11 protein-coding genes and 1 pseudogene are annotated in these 20,121 nt (G+C 69.0%); 4 read left to right on the forward strand and 8 right to left on the reverse strand.

Annotated elements, in window-relative coordinates; all coding sequences use genetic code 11:
• The first annotated feature begins 278 nt into the window (after positions 1-278).
• Positions 279-892: pseudogene (locus ACFVWR_RS02695) on the forward strand (recombinase family protein).
• A gap of 165 nt (positions 893-1,057) precedes the next feature.
• Positions 1,058-1,261 (forward strand): hypothetical protein, encoded by a 204-nt coding sequence (locus tag ACFVWR_RS02700; RefSeq protein WP_387207718.1) that lies wholly within the window; start codon positions 1,058-1,060, stop codon positions 1,259-1,261.
• Positions 1,262-1,596: 335 nt separating this feature from the next.
• Here the strand turns inward: ACFVWR_RS02700 and ACFVWR_RS02705 are convergent, their stop codons facing one another.
• Positions 1,597-2,130, reverse strand: coding sequence for a CGNR zinc finger domain-containing protein (locus tag ACFVWR_RS02705; RefSeq protein WP_387207720.1), 534 nt, complete (start codon positions 2,128-2,130; stop codon positions 1,597-1,599).
• A 108-nt stretch (positions 2,131-2,238) separates the two neighbouring features.
• On the opposite strand from ACFVWR_RS02705, the gene ACFVWR_RS02710 reads away from it, so the two are divergent.
• On the forward strand, positions 2,239-3,495 hold the full coding sequence (locus ACFVWR_RS02710) for a hypothetical protein (protein WP_387207722.1): 1,257 nt from the start codon (positions 2,239-2,241) through the stop codon (positions 3,493-3,495).
• 35 nt (positions 3,496-3,530) lie between these two features.
• Here ACFVWR_RS02710 and ACFVWR_RS02715 read toward each other — a convergent pair whose 3' ends face one another.
• The 6 genes from ACFVWR_RS02715 to ACFVWR_RS02740 form a co-directional block, all read right to left on the reverse strand.
• Positions 3,531-4,463 carry a hypothetical protein gene (locus ACFVWR_RS02715; RefSeq protein ID WP_387207724.1) on the reverse strand — a complete coding sequence of 311 codons (933 nt, stop codon included), beginning with the start codon at positions 4,461-4,463 and terminating at the stop codon, positions 3,531-3,533.
• Positions 4,464-4,624: 161 nt separating this feature from the next.
• A complete protein-coding gene (locus tag ACFVWR_RS02720; protein WP_387207726.1) occupies positions 4,625-7,654 on the reverse strand; it encodes an alpha-mannosidase in 3,030 nt (1,009 codons plus the stop codon).
• 32 nt (positions 7,655-7,686) lie between these two features.
• Positions 7,687-8,523, reverse strand: a complete 837-nt coding sequence (locus tag ACFVWR_RS02725) for a carbohydrate ABC transporter permease (RefSeq protein WP_387207728.1) — start codon at positions 8,521-8,523, stop codon at positions 7,687-7,689.
• Positions 8,523-9,488: a carbohydrate ABC transporter permease gene (locus tag ACFVWR_RS02730; protein WP_387207730.1), complete on the reverse strand. Its 966-nt coding sequence runs from the start codon at positions 9,486-9,488 to the stop codon at positions 8,523-8,525. Before ACFVWR_RS02730 ends, ACFVWR_RS02725 begins: the two co-directional genes overlap by 1 nt.
• 6 nt (positions 9,489-9,494) lie before the next feature.
• Positions 9,495-10,844, reverse strand: coding sequence for an extracellular solute-binding protein (locus tag ACFVWR_RS02735; protein WP_387207732.1), 1,350 nt, complete (start codon positions 10,842-10,844; stop codon positions 9,495-9,497).
• Between the two features lie 177 nt (positions 10,845-11,021).
• Positions 11,022-11,576, reverse strand: a complete 555-nt coding sequence (locus ACFVWR_RS02740) for a TetR/AcrR family transcriptional regulator (protein ID WP_387207734.1) — start codon at positions 11,574-11,576, stop codon at positions 11,022-11,024.
• A 39-nt stretch (positions 11,577-11,615) separates the two neighbouring features.
• Between ACFVWR_RS02740 and ACFVWR_RS02745 the strand changes: the two genes are divergently transcribed.
• Positions 11,616-12,335: an MBL fold metallo-hydrolase gene (locus ACFVWR_RS02745; RefSeq protein WP_387207736.1), complete on the forward strand. Its 720-nt coding sequence runs from the start codon at positions 11,616-11,618 to the stop codon at positions 12,333-12,335.
• A 70-nt stretch (positions 12,336-12,405) separates the two neighbouring features.
• On the opposite strand, the gene ACFVWR_RS02750 is transcribed toward ACFVWR_RS02745, so the two are convergent.
• Complete coding sequence (locus ACFVWR_RS02750; RefSeq protein WP_387207738.1) at positions 12,406-20,001, reverse strand: DUF5979 domain-containing protein; 7,596 nt, start codon at positions 19,999-20,001, stop codon at positions 12,406-12,408.
• Positions 20,002-20,121 lie beyond the last annotated feature (120 nt).

Here is a 20,121-nt window from a genome sequence, read left to right on the forward strand (position 1 = left end):
TCGGAGCGCTTTCGGCGATTGTGGACTATTGGAGAGGGAGCTGTGACCGCCGGCCACGGTCGCTTGGGACGGACCTCCACAAGTTCGTTGCGAAGATGATTGCCGTCGCAAAACTAATCGAGGTCCTTTAGCTGCCCGCACACCGGTCGATCAACGGGACACACGAAACAGGTCCAGTTCTCATCCGATGGATCGCGTATTTTCGCGGCCGACGATTCCCGTAAGACCCGCCCGCAAATATGCCCGGCGATGGCGCGTTAAACGCTACAGTCCGAATCATGCGCATCGGTTACGCACGCGTCTCCACCAACGCCCAAGACCTCCAGCGCAACGCAACGCACTCCGCGCGCTCGGCGTCGACGAGGAGAACATCCACGTCGACCACGGCCTCACGGGGAGCAACCGCGAGCGACCCGGCCTCCGCGAAGCGCTAGCCGCGGTGCGTTCCGGCGACACCCTCGTCGTAGCGAAACTCGACCGACTCGCCCGGTCCCTGCCAGACGCGCGTGACATCGCGGACGAACTCACGCGGAAGGGCGTCGCACTCAGCCTAAGCGGCAGCGTCCATGACCCGAGCGACCCGGTTGGCCGGCTGCTGTTCAATGTGCTCGGGATGGTCGCGGAGTTCGAGTCCGACCTGATTCGAATGCGCACGCGCGAGGGGATGGCCGTCGCGAAGGCCAAAGGTCGCCTCCGCGGTAAGAAGCCCAAACCCTCCGCTGCACAAGAGCGACACCTGGTGAACCTGCACCGCCAGGGAGCTCACGCCAGATCCGAAATCGCCGAACTATTCGGCGTCGCACGCTCCACCGCCTACCGCGCCATCCAACGAGCGGACACACCCAACCCCGCTACGCTCGATTCAGAGCCGGGTGGTGCGTTCACCGGTTGAGACCGCGATCGTTTCCGAGCGGCTCGACGTTGGCCAAGCCGCGCCCACGGAATTGCAAGGATACAAAGTTGCTCAAAACCCTTGCCGAAACCCCGTTCTGTTCAAAACCCTCCCTGGGGGCTTTTGAGCACGCCGGGTAGCCTGGAGAGGTCGAAAGGGGCAGCGATGAGCGTCAAGAGCGTGAGCACGATCTCCGCGGCTGAGCACTATCTCCGCGAGCGTGTGGTGGCTGACGCCGCGCACAACTCCGAGATGGAGGGGCTGACCTCTTCGAGCGAGTATCGCGCGGACGCTGCAGCGTTCGTCGAGGGGGAGTTCGACGCCGACGAGCTGGTACGTCGCACCCGCGCCCGCTACGGCCTTGCCTGAGTTCGTCGGCCCGTACCTCGAGCCCGCCTCGGGCATTCTTCGCAACAAACCCGGCATCACCGATCAGCGCTGATGGTCTTCGAGGCGGCGAGCACCTCGCCGTTCGCGTCGAGCGCTTGAGCGGCGAAGGTGGTGCCCTGAGCGACGAGCAGGGAGGTCCCGTCAACTATCCGCGCAGAATTCGGAGCCGACTAGGGAACCGATGAGTTCTCTGTGAGACGAAGGAGCGTGACAGGCCGAAGACAACGGTACGGGCCGGTTCGCGGCGCGGCCGGTGCAGTCCGGTCATTACGACTCCGGGGCGAGCGAGACCGCAACCGCGAGCGCGAACCGCGTCACCCGCGAACGGCGAGTCGCCGACGGTAGGCGGCGGCCTTCGCCCGATCTCCGCAGCCGGACATGCCGCACCACCGGCGGGAGCCGCCTCGGGAGGAGTCGATGAAGGGGCGCGTGCAGTCCGCGCCGTCGCAGAACCGCAAGCGATCATCGGTGAGCGCCTGCTGGGATGCGCGGGCGATGAGCGCGAGCGCCGCATCCGCCGACCCACGGCTCACCACGGCGCCGTCGGACAGCACAGGAACCGGAGTCGCCACGGCGGCGGCCGAGTTGATCGCCGCTACGGCGCGATCGCTCGGGGCGCGCCCGGCCGTTCGTTCGCGGAGGGCGCCGTAGATCGTCTCCCGCAGGGCGATCGCTCGATCGAACTCGCTGCCACTCACCACGGGAGGCTCGCCGACGGCACCACTGAGAACGAGCCATTCCGCCAGGTCGGCGGCGGTGACCAGCTTTTCTTCGGCGACCGTGTCACGGCTCGCGATGGTCGCCACGAAGTCCAGCGCCAGATTGCCGGCAAGAAACGAGAACTGCATATCACCACCTTGACAGGTGATGAGAATCGGGACAAGAGTGGAATCACCGGCTGAACCGGTGATGACGACGGCGCAGGCGCGAGGGAGGACTCGGATGGGCGGCACACGGTGATCGCGCTCTATGCGGTGACTGCAACGCTCGCGCGGAGCGCCGACGCCGGCGCGATCGTCGGATTCGTTCTGCTCGCCACGGCGGGCCAAGGCGATGCTGCCGTCGCCGGTCTCCTGGCCGCCGCGCTGACGGCGCCGCATCTCGCCGGCCCTCTCATTGCGCCGCTGCTCGACCGCTCGGCGCACCCCGCGGCCGTTCTCGCGACGGCGTTCGCTTGTTACGCGCTGTGCGTCGGGGCTGCCGCTGCCGCGTTCACGGTCGGCGCGACGGCGCTCAGCGTGATCGCGCTCGTGATCGCCGGTGCGTGTGGGCCCCTCCTCACCGGCGGTCTGAGCAGTCGGCTCGCCGGGCTGGTGCGCGACGAACGATCCGCTCAGCGCCGGGCGCAGGGCATGGATGCGCTCACCTACGGGCTGGCCGGAACGCTCGGTCCGGTCGCCATCGCCTTGATCGCCTCAGCCGTCACGCCCCTGGCCGCGATTCTCGTCGTCGCCGCCTTCGCTCTGGTGGCGGCCGCTCTTCTCACAGCGCTACCCGTCGGCCGCCCCGGAGCCACCGCCGAGAGGAATGACGCGCCCCGGCCGTCCTTCCGCAAGAACCTGGCCGTGCTGTTCAGCGTGCCGCCCCTTCGCCGTGTGACCGTCGGCACCGGCGTGACGGCGTTCGCCGTCGGCGCGATGCCGCTTCTCGCCGTCGCGGCCGCGACCCTCCACCCCCTCGGCCCGAGCGCGACGGCCGTGCTCGTCTCCGCTTTCGGCGTCGGCAACCTCGTCGGTTCGGTCGCGATGACCGTCAGACCGCTGCGCGGCTCGCCCGAACGCGCGGTCGCCCGGGCCGCCGTTGCGATCGCCCTCTTCGCTGCTCTCTGCGCCTTGGCGCCCACGCTCATCCTCGCGGCCGCGGCGTTCGCTCTGACGGGACTCGCGAGCGCCGTGCAGTTCACGTCGAGCCTCGCCGCCCGAGCGGAGTACTCTCCGCCGGAGGCTCGCGCGCAGGTCTTCGTGACGATGGCCGGCCTCAAAGTGGCCTTCTCGTCAGCGGGTGTGGCGATCGCCGGAATCGTCGCCTCGACAGCACCGCTGGCACTGCTCGTCGGCGCCGCCGCGACCGCCGCGCTCGCGGCGGCGCTCATGGCGCTCGACGCCGGGCTCGGCCGGCTGCGTGAGCGCCGCGGGCGATCCGAACAGGACGCACCCCGCCGCCAAGCCGCGGCGCGCTCGATCTCGAGGGAGACCGGTGAGCCGTCACCGTAACGCACGGCGCCCCCAGTTCGGGTCGCCGGCGATGGTCACTCCTTGAGGCTCGCGCCCTCGGAATTCAGGAAGTCGAGGTGCAGGTGGTTGCACGTGTCGTCGAACGGTTTGAAGTTCTGCAGGTCCATCGACGCGCGGCATTCGACCTGGCCGAGCCCCGAGCCGTTCGGCACCAGAGGGTCGAGAGCCTGGATGAGCTTCACCGATTGGGCGTCGCCGCCGGTCAGCGGGCGACCGTCGAGGAGGTAGAAGTCGACCGCGTGACCGCCGCCGTCGACGTAGTGCGCCGACTCGGTTCCCGCACCCTCGATCTGGCCGGTGCAGTGACGGTTGATGTCGCTCACGCCGACCGAGCCGAACGTGTTGAGGGCCACGTCGATCGCCTGCAGCACGCGGTAGTCGACACCGCATCCGGGAACCACACGGCCCTCGGCCAGGTTCTGGATCTCCGGGATGTGGTTCGGAGTCGACCCCACCAGGCGCCCGCTGGCGGCGGCCGCCATCAGCTTGGTGGCGAGCTCGCGCACGGAGGCGGAGACGAAGTTGTTCTCTGTCGAGTCGAGCATCGTGGCGTTCTCGACGACGCTGTAGCCCTCACGCGTGGCGGAGGGCACTGTCGCCGTCGGCGCACCGCCCGTGAGCGTCTGCACGGCGAGCGCCACGCGGGTGTCGCCGTTCACCGACGCCGTGTCGGACGACGCGTAGGCAGGCAGGGCCGCCGTGCCGACGAGACCGGTCACAGCGACCATCAGCAGAGCCTGGAACCAGGGGCGACGGATGCCTTTGATGCGCGGTGCGCGTGAGGGAACGTGAGACGCCCGGTGCCGCTCGATCGCGGCTTTGCGCTCCCTGACCTCGCGCAGCGCCGCGCGGCCCGACCGCTGCTTCTCCGGCGTCTCCTGAGTCTCCGCCTCGAGGGCGGGGAGGTAGGTGCGGCGGGTTCGCTGCGGCTTTCGGGAGTGAAGCAAAGAGTCGGAAACTTTCTGAGGGGGCTTTTCACGGGCGGGTGAGCGCGCGCGACGAGGAAACGACCTACCTATCCTGCCTCATCGGCACTGGGAGTTCCCTCCGTATGGCGGGAGTGTCGCCCGCCCCGGGGTTCGCGCGGCCCGGGGCGGACGGTCTGTCGTCAGCCGCGCGCGAAGCGCAGCGTGACGAGTTGGAAAGGCCGCAGAGAGACGACTGCGCCCGCGTCGTCGCCCGAAAGCAGCGCAGTCGCGCGCTGCTCCCGTTCGAGCAGATCGGTCTCCACGACACCGAGGTGTGCGAAGGTCGTGGCAATGGTCGAGGTCGCCCTCGCGCCGAATGCTTCGTAAATTCTCACGATCACATCCCCCGACCCGTCTTCGGCGAGCTTGACCGTCTCGATGACGACGGCGGGGTTCGAGGATGCGACGAGCGGCTCGACGGCCGCACCGAGCGCCTCGCGCACCGGCAGATTGAGACGGTAGCCCTCCTCGATCGCCCGGTCGACACCGCCGACGACGATGGCACTGCGCAGCACGTGCTCACCCTGATCCGCTTCGGGGTCGGGGAACAACGGCGCGCGCAACAGGGTCTGCCGCACGAGCGAGTATGTTCCCCCGCCGTCGCGCGCGTGCCGGGTGATGTCGTGGCCGTAGGTCGAATCGTTGGCCACGCCGACCCCGAAGGTCGCGTCGGCGACGTGCACCCAGCGGTGCGCCGCGGTCTCGAACCTGGCCGTGTCCCAACTCGTGTTCGTGTGGGTGGGCCGATCGATGTGGCCGAACTGGATCTCAGAACGCGCCGAAGACGTGTGCACGTCGACGGGGAAGGCGAGCTTCAGCATCCGTTGCCGCTCGTGCCAGTCGGCGTGCGTCTCGATGTCGAGCGCCGGCGACCCCGCCCGCAGACTGAGGGTCTGCGTGACGACCGATTCGCCGAACGAGCGCACGATGCGCACCGCGACGAGTTGCGGGGTGTCGGTCACGACCTCCAGGCTGTCGAGCGCGACGAGGTCGTCGCCCGACCGGCGGTACTCGACGTCGACATCCCAGGCGTCCCACTGGGTGGGGGTGTCGCGGAAGACCTGCAGAACGTTCGCCCGGGTGCCCGGAGGCAGCACCTCGCGGCCCGAAGCGACCTCGACGATCGAGGAGATCAGGCCGGCTCCGTCGATCCGGATGCTCAGCGCCGAGTTCTCGATGACGTGATCGTCGCCGTCGGTCGCGAGTCGCACATCCGCACCCACCGCCGGTGTCGCGGCGCCGAACGCCGGCACGCCGTCGATCGCGAACGGCGAGGCGTTGAACGTCGTCGCTACCGAGTCGGCGGCTCCATCCCGGCCCCGCAGAGCCTCGAACGAGGAGGCGATCAGCGTCTCCAGCGAGCGGGCGACAGCGGTGTAGTTCTCGACGGCCTGGTCGTGCACCCAACCGATGGACGAACCGGGAAGGATGTCGTGGAACTGCTGCAGGAGCACCGTATGCCACGCCTCGCGCAGTGCGTCGGCGGGATACTCGGCGCCCGTGCGCACCGCAGCCGTCGTCGCCCAGAGCTCGGCCTCGTGCAAGAGGTGCTCGCTGCGGCGGTTGCCCTGCTTCGTGCGCGCCTGCGACGTGTAGGTTCCGCGGTGGAACTCCAGGTAGAGCTCGCCCGCCCAGACGGGCGCGGGATCGAACTCGGCGGACGCGGCCGCGAAGAACTCGGACGGCGAGGCGAGCCGCACCGTCGGGGAGCCTTCGAGCGACGCGGTGCGCTGCGCGGCCGCGAGCATCTCGCGGGTCGGCCCTCCCCCGCCGTCGCCCCAGCCGAACGGCACCAGCGAGGTGTTCGCGTGGCCCTTGTCGGCGAAGTTCTGCTCCGCGTGCGCGAGCTCGGCGCCCGACAGCTGCGAGTTGTAGGTGTCGACCGGCGGAAAGTGCGTGAAGATGCGCGTGCCGTCGATGCCCTCCCACTCGAAGCTGTGGTGCGGAAAGCGGTTGATCTCGTTCCACGAGATCTTCTGGGTCAAGAAGTAGTCGGCACCCGCGGCCCGGGCGATCTGCGGGAGCGAACCGCTGTAGCCGAACGAGTCGGGCAGCCACACCTCCTTGGGCTCGACCCCGAACTCGCGGAGGAAGAACTGCTTGCCCTCCACGAACTGCCGCGCCATCGCCTCGGAGCCCGGCATGTTCGTGTCCGACTCCACCCACATCCCGCCCACCGGCACGAACCGGCCCTCCAGCACCCGCTCCCGGATGCGCTCGAAAAGCTGCGGGTAGAACTGCTTCATCCACGCGAACTGCTGGGCCGACGAGCACGCGAACACGAACTCCGGGTCTTGCTCCATGAGGTCGAGCACGTTCGAGAAGGTGCGCGCGCACTTACGGATCGTCTCCCGCACCGGCCAGAGCCACGCCGAGTCGATGTGCGCGTGGCCGACGGCGTACACGCGGTGCGCGCTGGCGGCTGCCGGCGAGGCGAGCGCGGCGGCGAGCACAGCACGGCCCGCCGAGGCGGTGCCTCCCACATCCGTCGGATCGACCGCGTCGACCACGGCGTCGAGCGCGGCGAAGAGGGATGCGCGGCGCGGCGACGCGAACGGCAGTTCGGCCGCCAGCCCCCTGGCTGTCCAGACATCCTGGATGAGCTCCCACACTTCCCTGTCGCGGTGCACGACGGCCAGGCGGCGGAGGGCGTAGAGCGGACGGTCGGGCGCCGTCGACTTGCGCCCCATCCCGCTCGGCACGAAGTCGACGAACTGACTGCCCAGATCGGGGTTGCCCGCGGCTTCGATGTACACCTCGAACGCGTCGCCCGGGGATGCCCGCAACCTCACGTAGCCGTTGAACGGTTCGATGGCTTTCAGGATGCGGCCATCGGGCGCGTAGACGAGCCCCTCCGCTTGGAAGCCGACCTGACCGGCCGTGAACCCGAGGTCGACAACCAGCTCGACGTCGTCGGGCGCCGCATCCCACTCCGCGGGAACGGTTCCGGTGACCCGGAACCACACGGTGCCCCAGGGCCGCCCCCACGACTGCCCGAGCTCGAACGGCGCGAACGCGTTCGTGATCGCTTGCTCGAACGGCACCGGCTCGCCGGGCACCTCCCACGCCTCGACGGTGACGGGCGCGCTCGCACGCTCCACCGCCGACGCCAGCCGTTCGCGCACGAAACGGTCGACCCGCAGTTCGGTGAGCTGGTTCTGCTGATACAACGAGACTCCTTAGTTAAGAGGGAAGAACGGCACTAGCCCTTGACCGCGCCGGCGAGCGCCGATGAGCCGCCGAGCACTCGAGAGACCAGCACGTAGAGCGCGATGACCGGCACCGAGTACACCAGCGAGTACGCCGCGAGCTGCCCGTAGGCGACCGCGCCGTACTGCCCGAAGAAGGTGAAGATGCTCACCGCCGCCGGCTGGTTCTCCGGGCTCAGCAGCAGCACGAAGGGAACGAAGAAGTTCCCCCAGGCCTGCACGAACACGAAGATGAAGACCACGGCGATACCGGGGCGCACGAGCGGCACCACGACCGTCCACAGGGTCTTCATGCTCGATGCTCCGTCGACCCAAGCGGCCTCCTCGAGGGAGAGCGGAACGGCGTCGACGAAGTTCTTCGTCATCCAGATCGCCATGGGCAACGAAGACGCTGCCATGAACAGGATCGTCCCACCGAGCGAGTCGATCAGGTTGAGCGACACGAAGAGACTGTAGACGGGCACCATCATGGCCGTGATCGGCAGGCAGGTGCCGAACAGGATCGCGTAGAGGAACGGCCGGTTGAAGCGGTTGCGGTACCTCGACAGCGGGTAGGCGGCGAGGATGGCGACGATGACCGTCAGAATCGCGCATCCGGCCGACAGCAGCAGGCTGTTCCACAGCGGCACGAAGGCGAGGTCGGGCGTCAGCACTTGCGTGAAGTTGTCGAGCGTCCACGACTTCGGCCAGCCGACCGCCAGAGTGGCGGACCCGTCGAAGGAGGCGAGCACGACCCACACCATCGGCAGCACGAACACCACTCCGATGAGCAGCAGCAGGATGTTGGCGACCCATTTGAGCGCGGTGCCGTTCGGCGACGAGAGACGCATCAGTCCACCTCCGATTTCAGGGCGCGCACGTACACGAAGGCGAAGATCGCTCCGACGAGCAGCAGGATGGTCGCGATCGCCGTTCCGTAGCCCAGCTCGGAGAACTTGAAGGCCTCCTGGTAGGCCAGCACCGGCAGGGTCATGCTCTTGTTGCCGGGCCCTCCGCCGGTCATCACGTAGATGAGGGTGAACACCGACAGCGTCTGCAGGGTGATCAGCATCATGTTGGTGGAGATGCTGCGGCGGATCATCGGCAGCGTGATGAGGAAGAACCGCTTGACGCCGTTCGCTCCGTCGACCTCCGCCGCCTCCGTGATCTCGGGCGGCACCTCCTGCAACGCCGCCGAGTAGACGAGCATCGAGAAGGCGGCGCCTCGCCAGGTGTTGGCGAGGATGACCGCGAGCATCGGGAAGGCGAACAGCCAGGCCGGCCCCGCGATGCCGAACATCCCGAGAATGGCGTTCAGGGTGCCCTTCGAGCTGAAGAACGCGTACGAAGCGAAAGCGGCCACGATCTCCGGCAGTACCCACGCGCCGACGACGAACGTCGAGACGATCGCCCCGACGACGCGGCCGCCGGAGCGCATGAGCAGCGCCAGGATCATTCCGACGATGTTCTGCCCGATCACGGCCGAGCCGATGACGAACACGAGCGTGAGCACGACCGCCACCGGGAAGTCGGGACTCGCGAACAGGTCGAGGTAGTTCTTGAACCCCACCCACTCGCTCGAGGCCGCTGCCGCACCCGTCAGCGACGAGTTGGTGAACGAGCCGTAGAACGAGGAGAGGATCGGCCCGACGAGAAACACCACGAGCAGGCCGATGGCCGGCACGAGCGGGATGCTCCGGGCGATGGCTCGCCGGGTCTTGCGCGAACGCGCCGTCGGCTCCGGGCGCGGCGGCCGGGAGGAGGTGTCCCCCCGGCCGCCGGCGCCCGCCGAGACGGCGCCGAGTGTCGACGTCACGGGTGGCTACTCCGCTTTCGTCTTGTCTTTTCCGACGATCCCCACGACCGTGTCGTCGTAGGCCTTCGCGGCTTCGGCCGGGGATTGTTGCCCGGTCATCACCGACTCCATGGCCACCTGGATGCCGTTCGAGATCTTCGAGTAGTCGGGCGTCGCCGGGCGGAACTTGGTGACGGCGACCAGCGACGAGAAGAACGCCGAGGTGGGGTTGGCCCCGGTGTACGCGGAGTCGGACGCGACATCCTTGCGCACCGGGATCTGGCTCAGCTTCACGTCGAAGTCGAGCGAGTGCTCACGGTCGGTCGCCAGCGAGACGAACTTGAACGCCGCATCCTTCGCCTTGCTCTTCGACCCGACCGACAGCGTCCAGCCGCCCGACATGCTGATGCTGCCGGGGTCGTCGCCGTTCTGCGTCGGCATGGCCGCCACACCCATGACCTTGTTCCATTCGGGCCACGGCGTCGCGCCGGTCTCCTGCCAGTTGTTCGACAACCAGGAGCCGTCGAGGTTGATCGCCAGCTTGCCCTGAGGGATGAGCTGGCTGCCGACGATGTTCTGGTAGTTGGTGTCGCTCGTGATCTCCTGCGACGGGCCGAGGTCTTTCGTGTAGACGTCTTTGATCACGTCGAGCGAGTCGGTGAACGCCTTCGAGCCGGTGATCCACTTGCTCGACGACGCATCGTAGAGCCCGTCCTTGCTGGCCCCGTAGAGCAGCATCTCGAAGCCCTGCATGGAGCTGGCCTCGCCCCCGGCCTTGCCGGAGAAGATGTTGATCGGGGTGACGTCGGGCACCTTGGCTTTGATCGTCTTGGCCGCGTCGAGCACGTCGGCCCAGGTCTTCGGCTTCCAGTCCGTCGGCAGACCGGCCTTCGCGAAGATGTCTTTGTTGTACCAGAGGCCGCGAGTGTCGGTGCCGAGCGAGACGCCGTAGATCTTGCCGTCGTCGCCCTTGCCCGCGTCCTTCGCGTTGTCGAAGAACTGCGACCAGTCGTCCCACTTCTTCACGTACGAGTCGAGCGGTTCGAGGTAGCCGGCCTGGGCGTCCGACCGGATGAGGAACGTGTCTTCGTAGAGCACGTCCGGCGCCGTCGACGCGCTGCGGTTCATCAGCGACAGCTTCGTGTAGTAGTCGTTCTCCGCTGCCTTGATCGGAACGAGTGTGACCTTCTCGCCCTTGTTGGCCGCCTCGTAGTCCTTCTTCACGCCTTTCATGAACGTGTCGATGAGGTCAGACCCGAAATCCTGATAGGCCACTTTGATCGTCTTGCCGTCGCCCGAACCCGACGACGAACACCCTGCCAGTGCGACGAGGGTGGATGCGGCCACCGCGGCGGCCAGAATCCTGCTGCGTTTCATCGATGCTCCCTTGCTTCGATCTGCCGGTGGGCTCTTCCGCGCCCTCATCCGGACCCTGCCGTAATTTATAAAACAGTTTGACAAAATAAGCAATGCTTGTGCGGACATTGACACAAATCCCCCGTACGGGGGTGGGTGTCAGTGGAGGAGAAGTCGCGGGCTGTCGCGGGGGGGGGGCTAGCGAGCGAGCGAGCGGACGATCCGGTCGAGGCCCCAGCGCCAGGCCTGGTCCACGTCGCCCCCGAGCCCGAACAGGCCGCCCAGCTCCATGGTGATGAATCCGTTCGCCCAGGCCGTGAGGAGGCGCGCCGCATCCAGTGCGTGCTCGGCGCCCGTCAGTGCCGTCACGGCGTCGAGCAGCGGGGTGACGCTGCGGACCACCGCGGCCGGTTGGGGACGCGGCGTGCCATGCGACGCGAAGATCAGCCCGAACCCGACAGGATGCGCGTGCGCGAACGCGCGCAGCGCGTCCGCCTGTGCGGCGACCCGGCGGGCCGGATCCGTCTCGACACCCGGGGCCTGGAGGCGGACCGTCAGGTCTTCGAGCGTGTCGGCGACCACGAGCGCCAGCAGCTCATCCCGATCGCGGACCCGTTTGTACAGAGAGGGAGCGCGCACACCCACGCGTTCCGCGACGGCCTGCATCGTGAGCCCCGCCAATCCGCCGCTTTCGAGCAGACCGCGCGCGGCCGCCACGATTGCGGGGAGCGAGGTCTTATCCGGCGTCGGCATGCTTGCATCCTGTGCCCATAGCTAATTAGTATAGCCATCATGGAACTGGCACCCGGACTCCGCCGTATCGGCAACGACATCATCGCCGTGCATCTGATCGTCACCGACGAAGGGATGACGCTGATCGACACCGGACTGCCCGGCCACTACGCCGATCTGACGCGCGAGCTCGCCGAGCTCGGCCGACCGCTCAGCGACATCAAAGGGATCGTGCTCACGCACGGCGACAGCGACCACACCGGCTTCGCCGAGCGGCTGCGCTCGGAGCTCGGCATCCCGGTCTACGTGGGCGCCGGCGACGCCGCGCGGGCGATGGGTGAGAAACCGCCGTCGCCGCCGAAAGACCGCCGGCGCATCGGTGCGGTGATCGGATTCTTCGCGTACGCGATCCGCAAGGGCGGCGTGAAGATGCCGGCGGTCAAGGAGGTCACGCCGGTCGACGACGGCGCCGTGCTGGCGCTGCCCGGCGCGCCCGAGATCATCGGCATGCCCGGCCATTCGCCCGGCAGCATCGCCATCCATGTGCCCGCCGTGCGCGCCGTGTTCGTGGGAGACGAGGTGACCACGAGGAGCGTGCTCACCGGCGAAACAGGCCCGCAGCCGGCGCCGTTCACCGACGACCAGGCCGGGTCGTCCGCGTCGCTGGAGAAGCTGGCCGGGCTCGACGTCGACTACGTGATCCCGGGCCACGGTCCGGTGTGGACCCAGGGAGCCCCGGCGTTGATCGCGGAGTACCGGCAGGCGGAGACCCGCCACTAGCGACAGCCGACGTCCAGCGTGCGCTGGGCCGGTGCGCGTCTCGCAGCACCGGCCCAGCGCCCACCAGCGGCTAGCGGCGAGCCCGGCTGCGGAAGCGCGCCCTGGTGCGGGAGAACATCCCGGCCGCGGCGAGCAGCACCATGCCGCCGCCGATGATCAGCAGTGCGAGCCACAGCGTCTTCGTCAGGTCGGAGCCCGTGCTGGCCAATCCGGCGGTCGCCGGGTCGGTCACGGTGGCGCAGGCCACGTCGCTGTCACCGCAGGTGCCGGTGGCCGAGGAAGGATCCCACGGACCTGGCGGGGTCGCGACACTGGCCCTGTTGACGGTGGTGACAGGCGCGATCAGTTTCGCCGTGACGGTCACCGTGGCGCTCGCGCCGTGCGCGAGCGCAGGGATCGTCCAGTGCAGCGCACCGTTCTTGGCCGGACCACTGGCGGCCGGCGAGACACTGCTCACCTGAAGGCCATCGGGCAGCGTGTCGGTGACGGCCACATCGGTGGCGTCGATCGCGCCGTCGTTGGTGACCACGATCGTGTAGACGATCGTGTCGCCGACCGTCGCCGTCGAGCGGTCGGCGCTCTTCCGCACGGTCAGGTGGCCCACATCGAAGGCGTTCGTCACAGTGACGGTCGCCGTGGCGCCGTCGCCGATGATGACGGTTCCGTCGGCCGGGTCCATCGTGGTCGCCGTGGCGAGTCCCGCATCCGTCTCGTCGATGGCACAGGATGCGCCGGCGATGAGTCCGTCGATCGTCGCGGTGTAGCCGTTCGCCTTCGAGAGCACGAGGGTCGCATCCGCGCCCAGGTCGATCGGCGTCGTCACACCGTCCACGACGTAGGTGCACGTGACGGCCATCGTGAACGGCCCGTCGCCGAACGCCGTCACGCCCGCGCCGACGCGCTTCTTGTCGACCGTGAGCGAGCCGGTGCTGAAGGTGTTCGTCACCGTCACTGTCGCCGGCGTGCCGGCAGGAACCGTGACGCCCGCCGCCGGGGCAATGGCCACCGAGGTCGCACCGCCTGTCGCGGTCTCAACGGTGCCGCAGTGCGCACCCTGGATGAGACCCGTCACGGTGGCCGCGTATCCGTTGGCCTTGTCGAGCACGACCTTGCCGCCGTCGGGCAGCGGGATGGTCGCGGTGACGCCGTCCTTCACCCAGGTGCAGGTGAGCTGCGCGGTGAACGGTCCGTTGCCGTAGGTGGCCGCGCCGTCGCCGGTGCGCACCTTCTCGACGGTGACCGAGCCGGCCGAGAACGTGTTGGTCACGTTCACCGTGACGGTGGGCACGGTTCCGTCGAGCGAGCCGGGGATGGTGACCGTCGGCTGGTCGACGGTGGTTCCGGTGGCGCCGCCGTTCGTCGTCTCGACCACCGAGCACTCGGTGCCCGCGGGGAACACACCCGGAACCGTCAGCGTCTCTCCACCGGTGATCGAGAGGTCGCCGTCGAAGAGGGTCTGGTCGCCGTCGTAGACGCACTGCACGTGCAGCGTGAACGGTCCGTCGCCGTAGCCGGCAGCTGCATCCCCGTCGACCGTCTTGGTGACGGCGAGGGTTCCTGCGGCGTAGTGGTTGACGATCAGTGCGGTGTCGCCGCCGGCCGCACCGGCGAGCGTGACCGTGTCGGTGTCGCCGGAGTGCTCGGTCGCGCCGTTGAAGGCGATGCCGACGTGGTTCGGGGCGGTGGCGGCTCCGTCGCTGTCGGTTTCTGTGACGGCGCACTCGGCTCCGACCGGCAGGTTCGCCACGGTGTGCGATTCGCCGTCGGCCAGAGTGAAGGATGCGTCACCGGTGCCCAGCGGGATGCTCGCCCCCAGCGCGCTCGTGCAGCTCAGCGTGACGTCGAACGGGCCGAAGGCGCCGCCGGTCGCCGCGGTGTCGACCTTCTTGGTGACCGTCAGCGAGGTGGCCGCGTAGTCGTTCACGATGGCGACCTTCTGGGTGGCCGGAACCGGCTGCGACGCGTCGGCGGCCGTCGCGACGACCACGGCGGACGGAGTGACCGTGCGGGTCGACTCCCCGTACGATCCAGTTGCGCCGTTCTCGGTGACGGCACAGGATGCGCCGGTCGGGATGCCGTCGATGCGCGCCGTGTAGGAGTTCGCCGCGCTCAGCGTCACGGCTGCGGCCGTGCCCAGGTCGACGTCTGCTCCGTCGATGGTGCAGGCGACGTTCGCCACGAAGCTGGTCGGCGCGTAGCCTGCTGCCGCTCCGGTGATCGTCTTGGTGATCTGCAGCGGTCCACCGGTGAGGATGACACCGGCCTTGATGGGCTCCTGCGGTCCGGCCGGCTGTGTGCCCGTGACGTAGCTCGGGTAGAAGCCGAACGAGTTCCAGGCGCGCACGCCGGTGACCGGCGCCGTCACCGGCGCACGGTGGTCTCCAGCGCTGGCGGTCGGCACGTTGGTGGTCGAGTATGTGACCTTGACGCCGGCGCCCGCAGGGAGAACAGCGCCGGGTGCGGCGCTGAAGTCGAAGACGAGCTTCACACCGGTGACGTCTGCGGCCTCCACAGTGGTTCCGACGGCGCTCGACGGCAGCCAGGCTCCCGCCGGGCAGGCACCGGCACCGGGGGTGATCTCCTTCGCACAGGGCTGCGCGTCGGTGGTCACGAACCAGTCCATCCGTGTTCCGGTGGTGCCACCGGTGGCCTGGAACGCGACGTCGCCGTTGAAGCGCGGCGTGTAGACCGAGCCCCGAGCCGAGGGGTCCACCACGCCGACGTCACCCGGGTAGGGGAACACGTCGACCGCCGTGAGGTTCTTGGCCGCGACGTTTCCGCCGTTCACCATCTCGAGCTTCCAGTGGTCGGTGGCGCCGATCGCGCTCACCGCGGCGCACGGGTAGCGGTAGTAGCCGTCGGAGTCGGCGGTGCACGGCACGGCGGCGCTGTTCACGTTCTGCGCGATGCCGGTGTCGGAGGCCACACCCTTCGAGGCGGTGAACGACCCCTGCGAGAGCGTCGTCACGACGTTGCTGGTGGAGCAGGTGTTGCCTGCGAAAGACGCTCCGCGGCCGTTGCCCGGGTTCAGCGGGGTGCACGCGCCGGCCGTGAGGGCGCGGTCGGTGCTGACGCCGAACGTGTTCGTCGTGGTGCTCGCCGGGGCGAGGCCGGGCTTGATCTGCAGGGCGAGCGTGATGCTGTACGTCTCGCCCGGCGAGAGTTGCGAGCCGGCCGGCCAGGTGAATCGGATGGCGCCGGTCGCGGCGTCGAACGCGCGGGTCACAGTGGCGGCGTCCGTCGGGAGCGTTCCGCTGGTCGAGGTGGAGTAGATCGGCACGTTGGTCGGCACGAAGAGCAGCGAACCGTCGGCGGGCAGCGTGTCGGTGACCACCGGGTTCGGCAGGAAGCCGGTGCCGGTGTTCTTGAACCGGAGCGTCCAGTTCACCTCTTTACCTGCGGCGGCCTGTCCTGGGCTGGTCTTCTCGACCGCGATGGCCGCGGTGCCCGGGCTCACCGTGAAACCGGCGACGGCCTGGGTGCGGGTGGCGTGCACCTCGTTGTATGAGGCGTCGGCGAGCACGGTGTTCGAGATGGTGCCCGCGGCGGTCTCGCCCGGCATGGGCGTGGTGACGGCCGTCGAGGTGACCGGGCCGGAACCGTCGCGGAGCGCTGAGCGCAGTGCCACGTTCAGGCGCACGTTGTCGACGTTGTTGCTCGCCGCGAAGCTGGCGCCATCGGCCCGGGTGAAGGTGAACCGCACCCCGGTGACGTCGGCGGCCGCCACCCCGGAAGGGAGGGCCGCGTTCGCGGTGGACGTGGCCGAGCCGGTGTGCCAGGCGGCGGATGCGCCCTGGCCGGTCTGCGCATCCACGGTCACCCGGTCGGCTCCGGTCGGCACCGCGAGGATGCTGAAGCCCGAGAGGGTGAAAGCGTTCCAGAAGGTGGGCGCCGAGTCCTCGATCACGAGCGCCTTGGGCGAGAGGGTGCCGGTGGAGCGGGCCCGCAGGTTGACCTGCACCGGGTTCACCGGGTTGGCCTGCAGCGTGCTGGCCGGGTTGAACGTCTTCGCCGTGCTCACCTGGAGGTTGCCGTTGGCGAGGGTGACGCCGGCGCTCTGGCTGTCAGCGGCGACGACGGCCGGGTAGACGTCGTCGTGCAGCGCGCCGAACACCGTGTTGTTGAACATGCCGGCGGTGGGCGCGACGCCGTCGGCGCGGCTGGTCGCACGCAGCTGGGCGGTGAGCGTCACCGTCGCCTTCTGGCCCGGAGCGATCGTGGCACCGCTGCCGTCGGTGCCCTGGGCGTTGGTGCCGCGCAGCAGCACGCTCACGCCGACCACGTCGGCGAGCTGCGCCGGGGTCAGCGCGGTCGCCTGTGCGATGGTCGCCGTATCGGTGCTGAGGGTGCCGTCGGATGCGCGGTGCAGCAGCGAGACCACGCTCTGCGAGGTCTGCACGCCGGCCGCGGCGGTCAGGTCGATCGCGATCTTGGTGAGCGTGACCTTGTCGAACGGGTTCGCCGCCGGGTCGTAGGCGCCGAACGTGCACGGAGCGGTGCTCGTGGTGTTGGTGCAGTCCACCGGGTCGCTGATCCTGAGCTGCCAGGTGTTGCTCGTCGACGAGTTGGCGATGGTGGTCGTGTACGCGGTCGACGGGTAGGCGGATGCGGGCACATCCAGCTGCGGGATCACCAGCGTGGTCGGGTTCGCCGTCTTGGTGACCTTCGTGGTGAGCGCCGGGTCGATGATCGTCACGTGGTCGTTCGCGGTGCGCGAGAAGGGGGCGCCGGTGAACGGCACGCCGCTCACGAGAACGGTGTTGTCCACGGCTCCGGGCGAACCGGCCAGGTTGTAGTCGCGGGTTCCGGTGACCCAGTCGGTGGCCGAACCGCCACGGACCGCGTTGCGCAGTTTGAGATCGAGGTGCACGGTGCGGGCGTTCGCGTTCGCTCCGGGGAAGGCCCCGGCGGAGGCACTGGCGACACCGCTGCCCACGCTGGGAGCGGTGGGGTCGCCGGTCGCGGCGATCGCGGCGGCGCGGTTCGGGCTCTCGATCACGGTCAGGCGGGCGCCCTGGGTCGATGCCCGCTCTGCGGCGCTGAGCGTGTAGCCGGGGAACGTTCCGTCGCAGGCGTTCGCGCTGGCGCACGCTTTGCTGGTCACGTCGTTCCAGGTGCTGCCGTCGAAGAGCTCGACCTTCGACACCTTGTCCCAGCGGATGAGCGGATCGAACGTTGCGCCGCCGGTGGAGGTGGGGGTGATCGCGTCGATGCGCACCAGGTCGAACGCCTGGAAGACGCTGCCGGAGACGGGCGACGGGGTGGCCGGGTCCTGGATGGTCATCGACTGCACGCCGGTGGCCTGGGTTCCCCAGCCGAGCGTGACGCCGGTGGTGGTTCCGGACTGTGCTTGCAGCACCTTGGTGCCGTCCCACGACTTGGCGGCGATCAGCGGGCCGGGTCCGCCGGTGGTCGCCTGCACGTTCGCGGTGGCGCAGTCGGCCGCGGGCTGGCTGGTGATCGGCGTGCCGCCGTTGACCGTGCCGCCGGCCGTGCTGACGGCGCAGTTCTCGTACGCGGTGACGGCAGGATACGCGCCCGGGTCGGTGGGACCGGAGTTGTCGCGCAGCGTGCCGCGGGCGACGAAAACGATGGCCGGCTTGACGTTGGTGGCCTGACCGAATCCGTCGGCGTCCGTGAAGGTGAACCGCAGGCCCGTCACGTCGCTGTGGGTGGTGCCGTTCGGCAGCTTGGAGTCGAGCACCGCGGAGTAGCTCTTCGCTCCCCCGGTCGCGTCGACGGTGTCGAACGTCTTCCAGATGGTTCCGTCGGTCGTGTACTCGATGGTCAGTGTGGAGCCGTCGGGAACGGAGGTCGGAGCGATAGCGGTGGCGTCGAAGGCATTCCAGTAGGCCGAGCCGGTGTTCTGCGGCTCGGTCACCACGATCGAGGTGGGACGCACGGAACTGGTGCCCGACGGCGTCTGGGCCGACAGCTGCACCAGGCTCGCGCCACCGGGGATCACCGAGGCCGGCGTGATCGTCTTGTCGAGCGCGAGCTTGACCTCGGGGAAGTAGACGTCGAGGTTCGCGGTGGCGGTGTCGTCGGCCGTGCCCGCTGCGTTGGCGCCCGAGACGGTCGCCACGTTCGGGTAGGTGACGAAACCGGAGCCGGCCGGGCCGGCGGCGACCGTGGTGTTCACGGTGACCGGGATGATCGCGGTCGCTCCGGTGTCGATGGCGCCTGTATAGGTCACCACGAAGCCGGTGATGAACTGCCCGCCCGCGAGACCGGGCGCGGTGGGCAGCCCCGAGTTCTCGGTGAAGGTGGAATCGGCGGGAGCCGTGCCCGAGTCGACCGACCAGGTGATCGTGGCGCCGGTCGCGCCCTCCGGCCAGGCCGCACCCGAGGAGAAGCCGCCGAACACGACCTTGTCGGAGAAGAACGTTCCGCTTCCCGGCTCGCGCACGCTCAGCGAGGTGAGACGGCCGGTCGAGGTGTTCTTCGCGGTCAGTGTGGCCACCGTCGACTGACCGGCGGGCAGCTGCTGCACGCTGAAGCTCTTGTCGGCCGAGACGCTGATCGTCAGCGGAGCGACCACCTGGGAGGCGGAGGCGACGGGCGAGGTCGCGTCGCCACCCGGGGTGCTCACCGTGGCGGTGACGACGTTCGCGCGGGTGCCGCCGGCCACGAGCGTGCCGGCGTCACGCCGGTTCGTGGCGCGCTGAGCGAAGGTGACGTCGACGGCGCCGGATGCGGCGGGGGCGATCGCCGCACCGTCGCTCGACGTGAACACGATCCGCAGACCGATCACGTCGGCCGCGGCGACGGACGACGGCAGCTGCGGAGTGGTCCCGACCGGTCCGGCGACCGGGCCGCTGGAGATGATCGCGATCGCCTGCACCTGATCTGCGCCGGCCGGAAGGGTGACGGCGCCGAAGCCGGCGAAGTCGTAGAAGTCGAACACGCCGCCCGTGGCCGACGGGTCGGCCGGCTCGGCGATGGTGAGCGTGCTCGCGGCGACGTTCGACGCGTTCGCGCCCTTCAGGGTGGCGGTGGACTGCTCGCCCGGCGTGTACTGCGTGGACGACGGCGTCCAGGTCTTGGCGGCGGTGGCCGCGATGACATCCGGCACGTGCAGGGTCACGGGCCTGGACGCCTCGACCGACGTGGCGTTCGTGGCAGTGAAGGTGGCCTTGTTGGTGAGGGTCTGCGCGTCGAACGACTTGGCGAGCGCATCCGGTACCTTGACCTGGATCTGCACGGTTCCGGTCGCTCCGGCGGCGAGGCCGGTGCTCGCCGGGGTGGTGTTGGGGACGGGGTCGGTGAACGCCGCGGTGACCGTCGAGCCGTTCACCGAGACCGTGGCGCTGCCGCCGACGACGTTCGGCGTTCCCACCACGGTGAGCGGTGCGGGCACCGGGTCGGTGATGACAGCGTCGACACATCCGGTGGTGGTGGAGGAACAGCCGAAGTTCAGCGTGTAGATGAACTGCTGGCCGGCGTCCGCATCCGTCACCGTCGAGCTCTTGGAGAGGTTGAGCACGCCCGAACCGAGGTCGGCGGCGGATGCGGCGGGCGCGCCGATCGCGAGAGCGCCGACCAGCGCGAGCACCACGCCGGTGGCGACGGAGGCCGGAGCGCGCAGCGTGCGGCGACCGACGTGACGGCCTCCCCGACGGGTCGACGAACGAGTGGAAAGAACCGAGAGAAGACGGGTGAACAACGTGCCCCCAAGAACACCGAGCGAACGGGCGTGGCGCCGTCGACGTCGGGCGAAATCGCGGGTTGAGAGCCAGGCCACCCCTACAACTACCGGTCGGGGCCACGCCGCAGAGCGGTTTTC

The organism is Leifsonia sp. NPDC058292, assembly GCF_042880955.1.
Taxonomy (GTDB): domain Bacteria; phylum Actinomycetota; class Actinomycetes; order Actinomycetales; family Microbacteriaceae; genus Leifsonia.

Excerpts from the sequence above, each read along its gene's own strand:
- ACFVWR_RS02700 (WP_387207718.1), top strand. The coding sequence starts at position 1,058 with ATGAGCGTCAAGAGCGTGAGCACGATCTCCGCGGCTGAGCACTATCTC.
- ACFVWR_RS02705 (WP_387207720.1), bottom strand. The coding sequence starts at position 2,130 with ATGCAGTTCTCGTTTCTTGCCGGCAATCTGGCGCTGGACTTCGTGGCG.
- ACFVWR_RS02725 (WP_387207728.1), bottom strand. The coding sequence starts at position 8,523 with ATGCGTCTCTCGTCGCCGAACGGCACCGCGCTCAAATGGGTCGCCAAC.
- ACFVWR_RS02735 (WP_387207732.1), bottom strand. The coding sequence starts at position 10,844 with ATGAAACGCAGCAGGATTCTGGCCGCCGCGGTGGCCGCATCCACCCTC.
- ACFVWR_RS02740 (WP_387207734.1), bottom strand. The coding sequence starts at position 11,576 with ATGCCGACGCCGGATAAGACCTCGCTCCCCGCAATCGTGGCGGCCGCG.
- ACFVWR_RS02745 (WP_387207736.1), top strand. The coding sequence starts at position 11,616 with ATGGAACTGGCACCCGGACTCCGCCGTATCGGCAACGACATCATCGCC.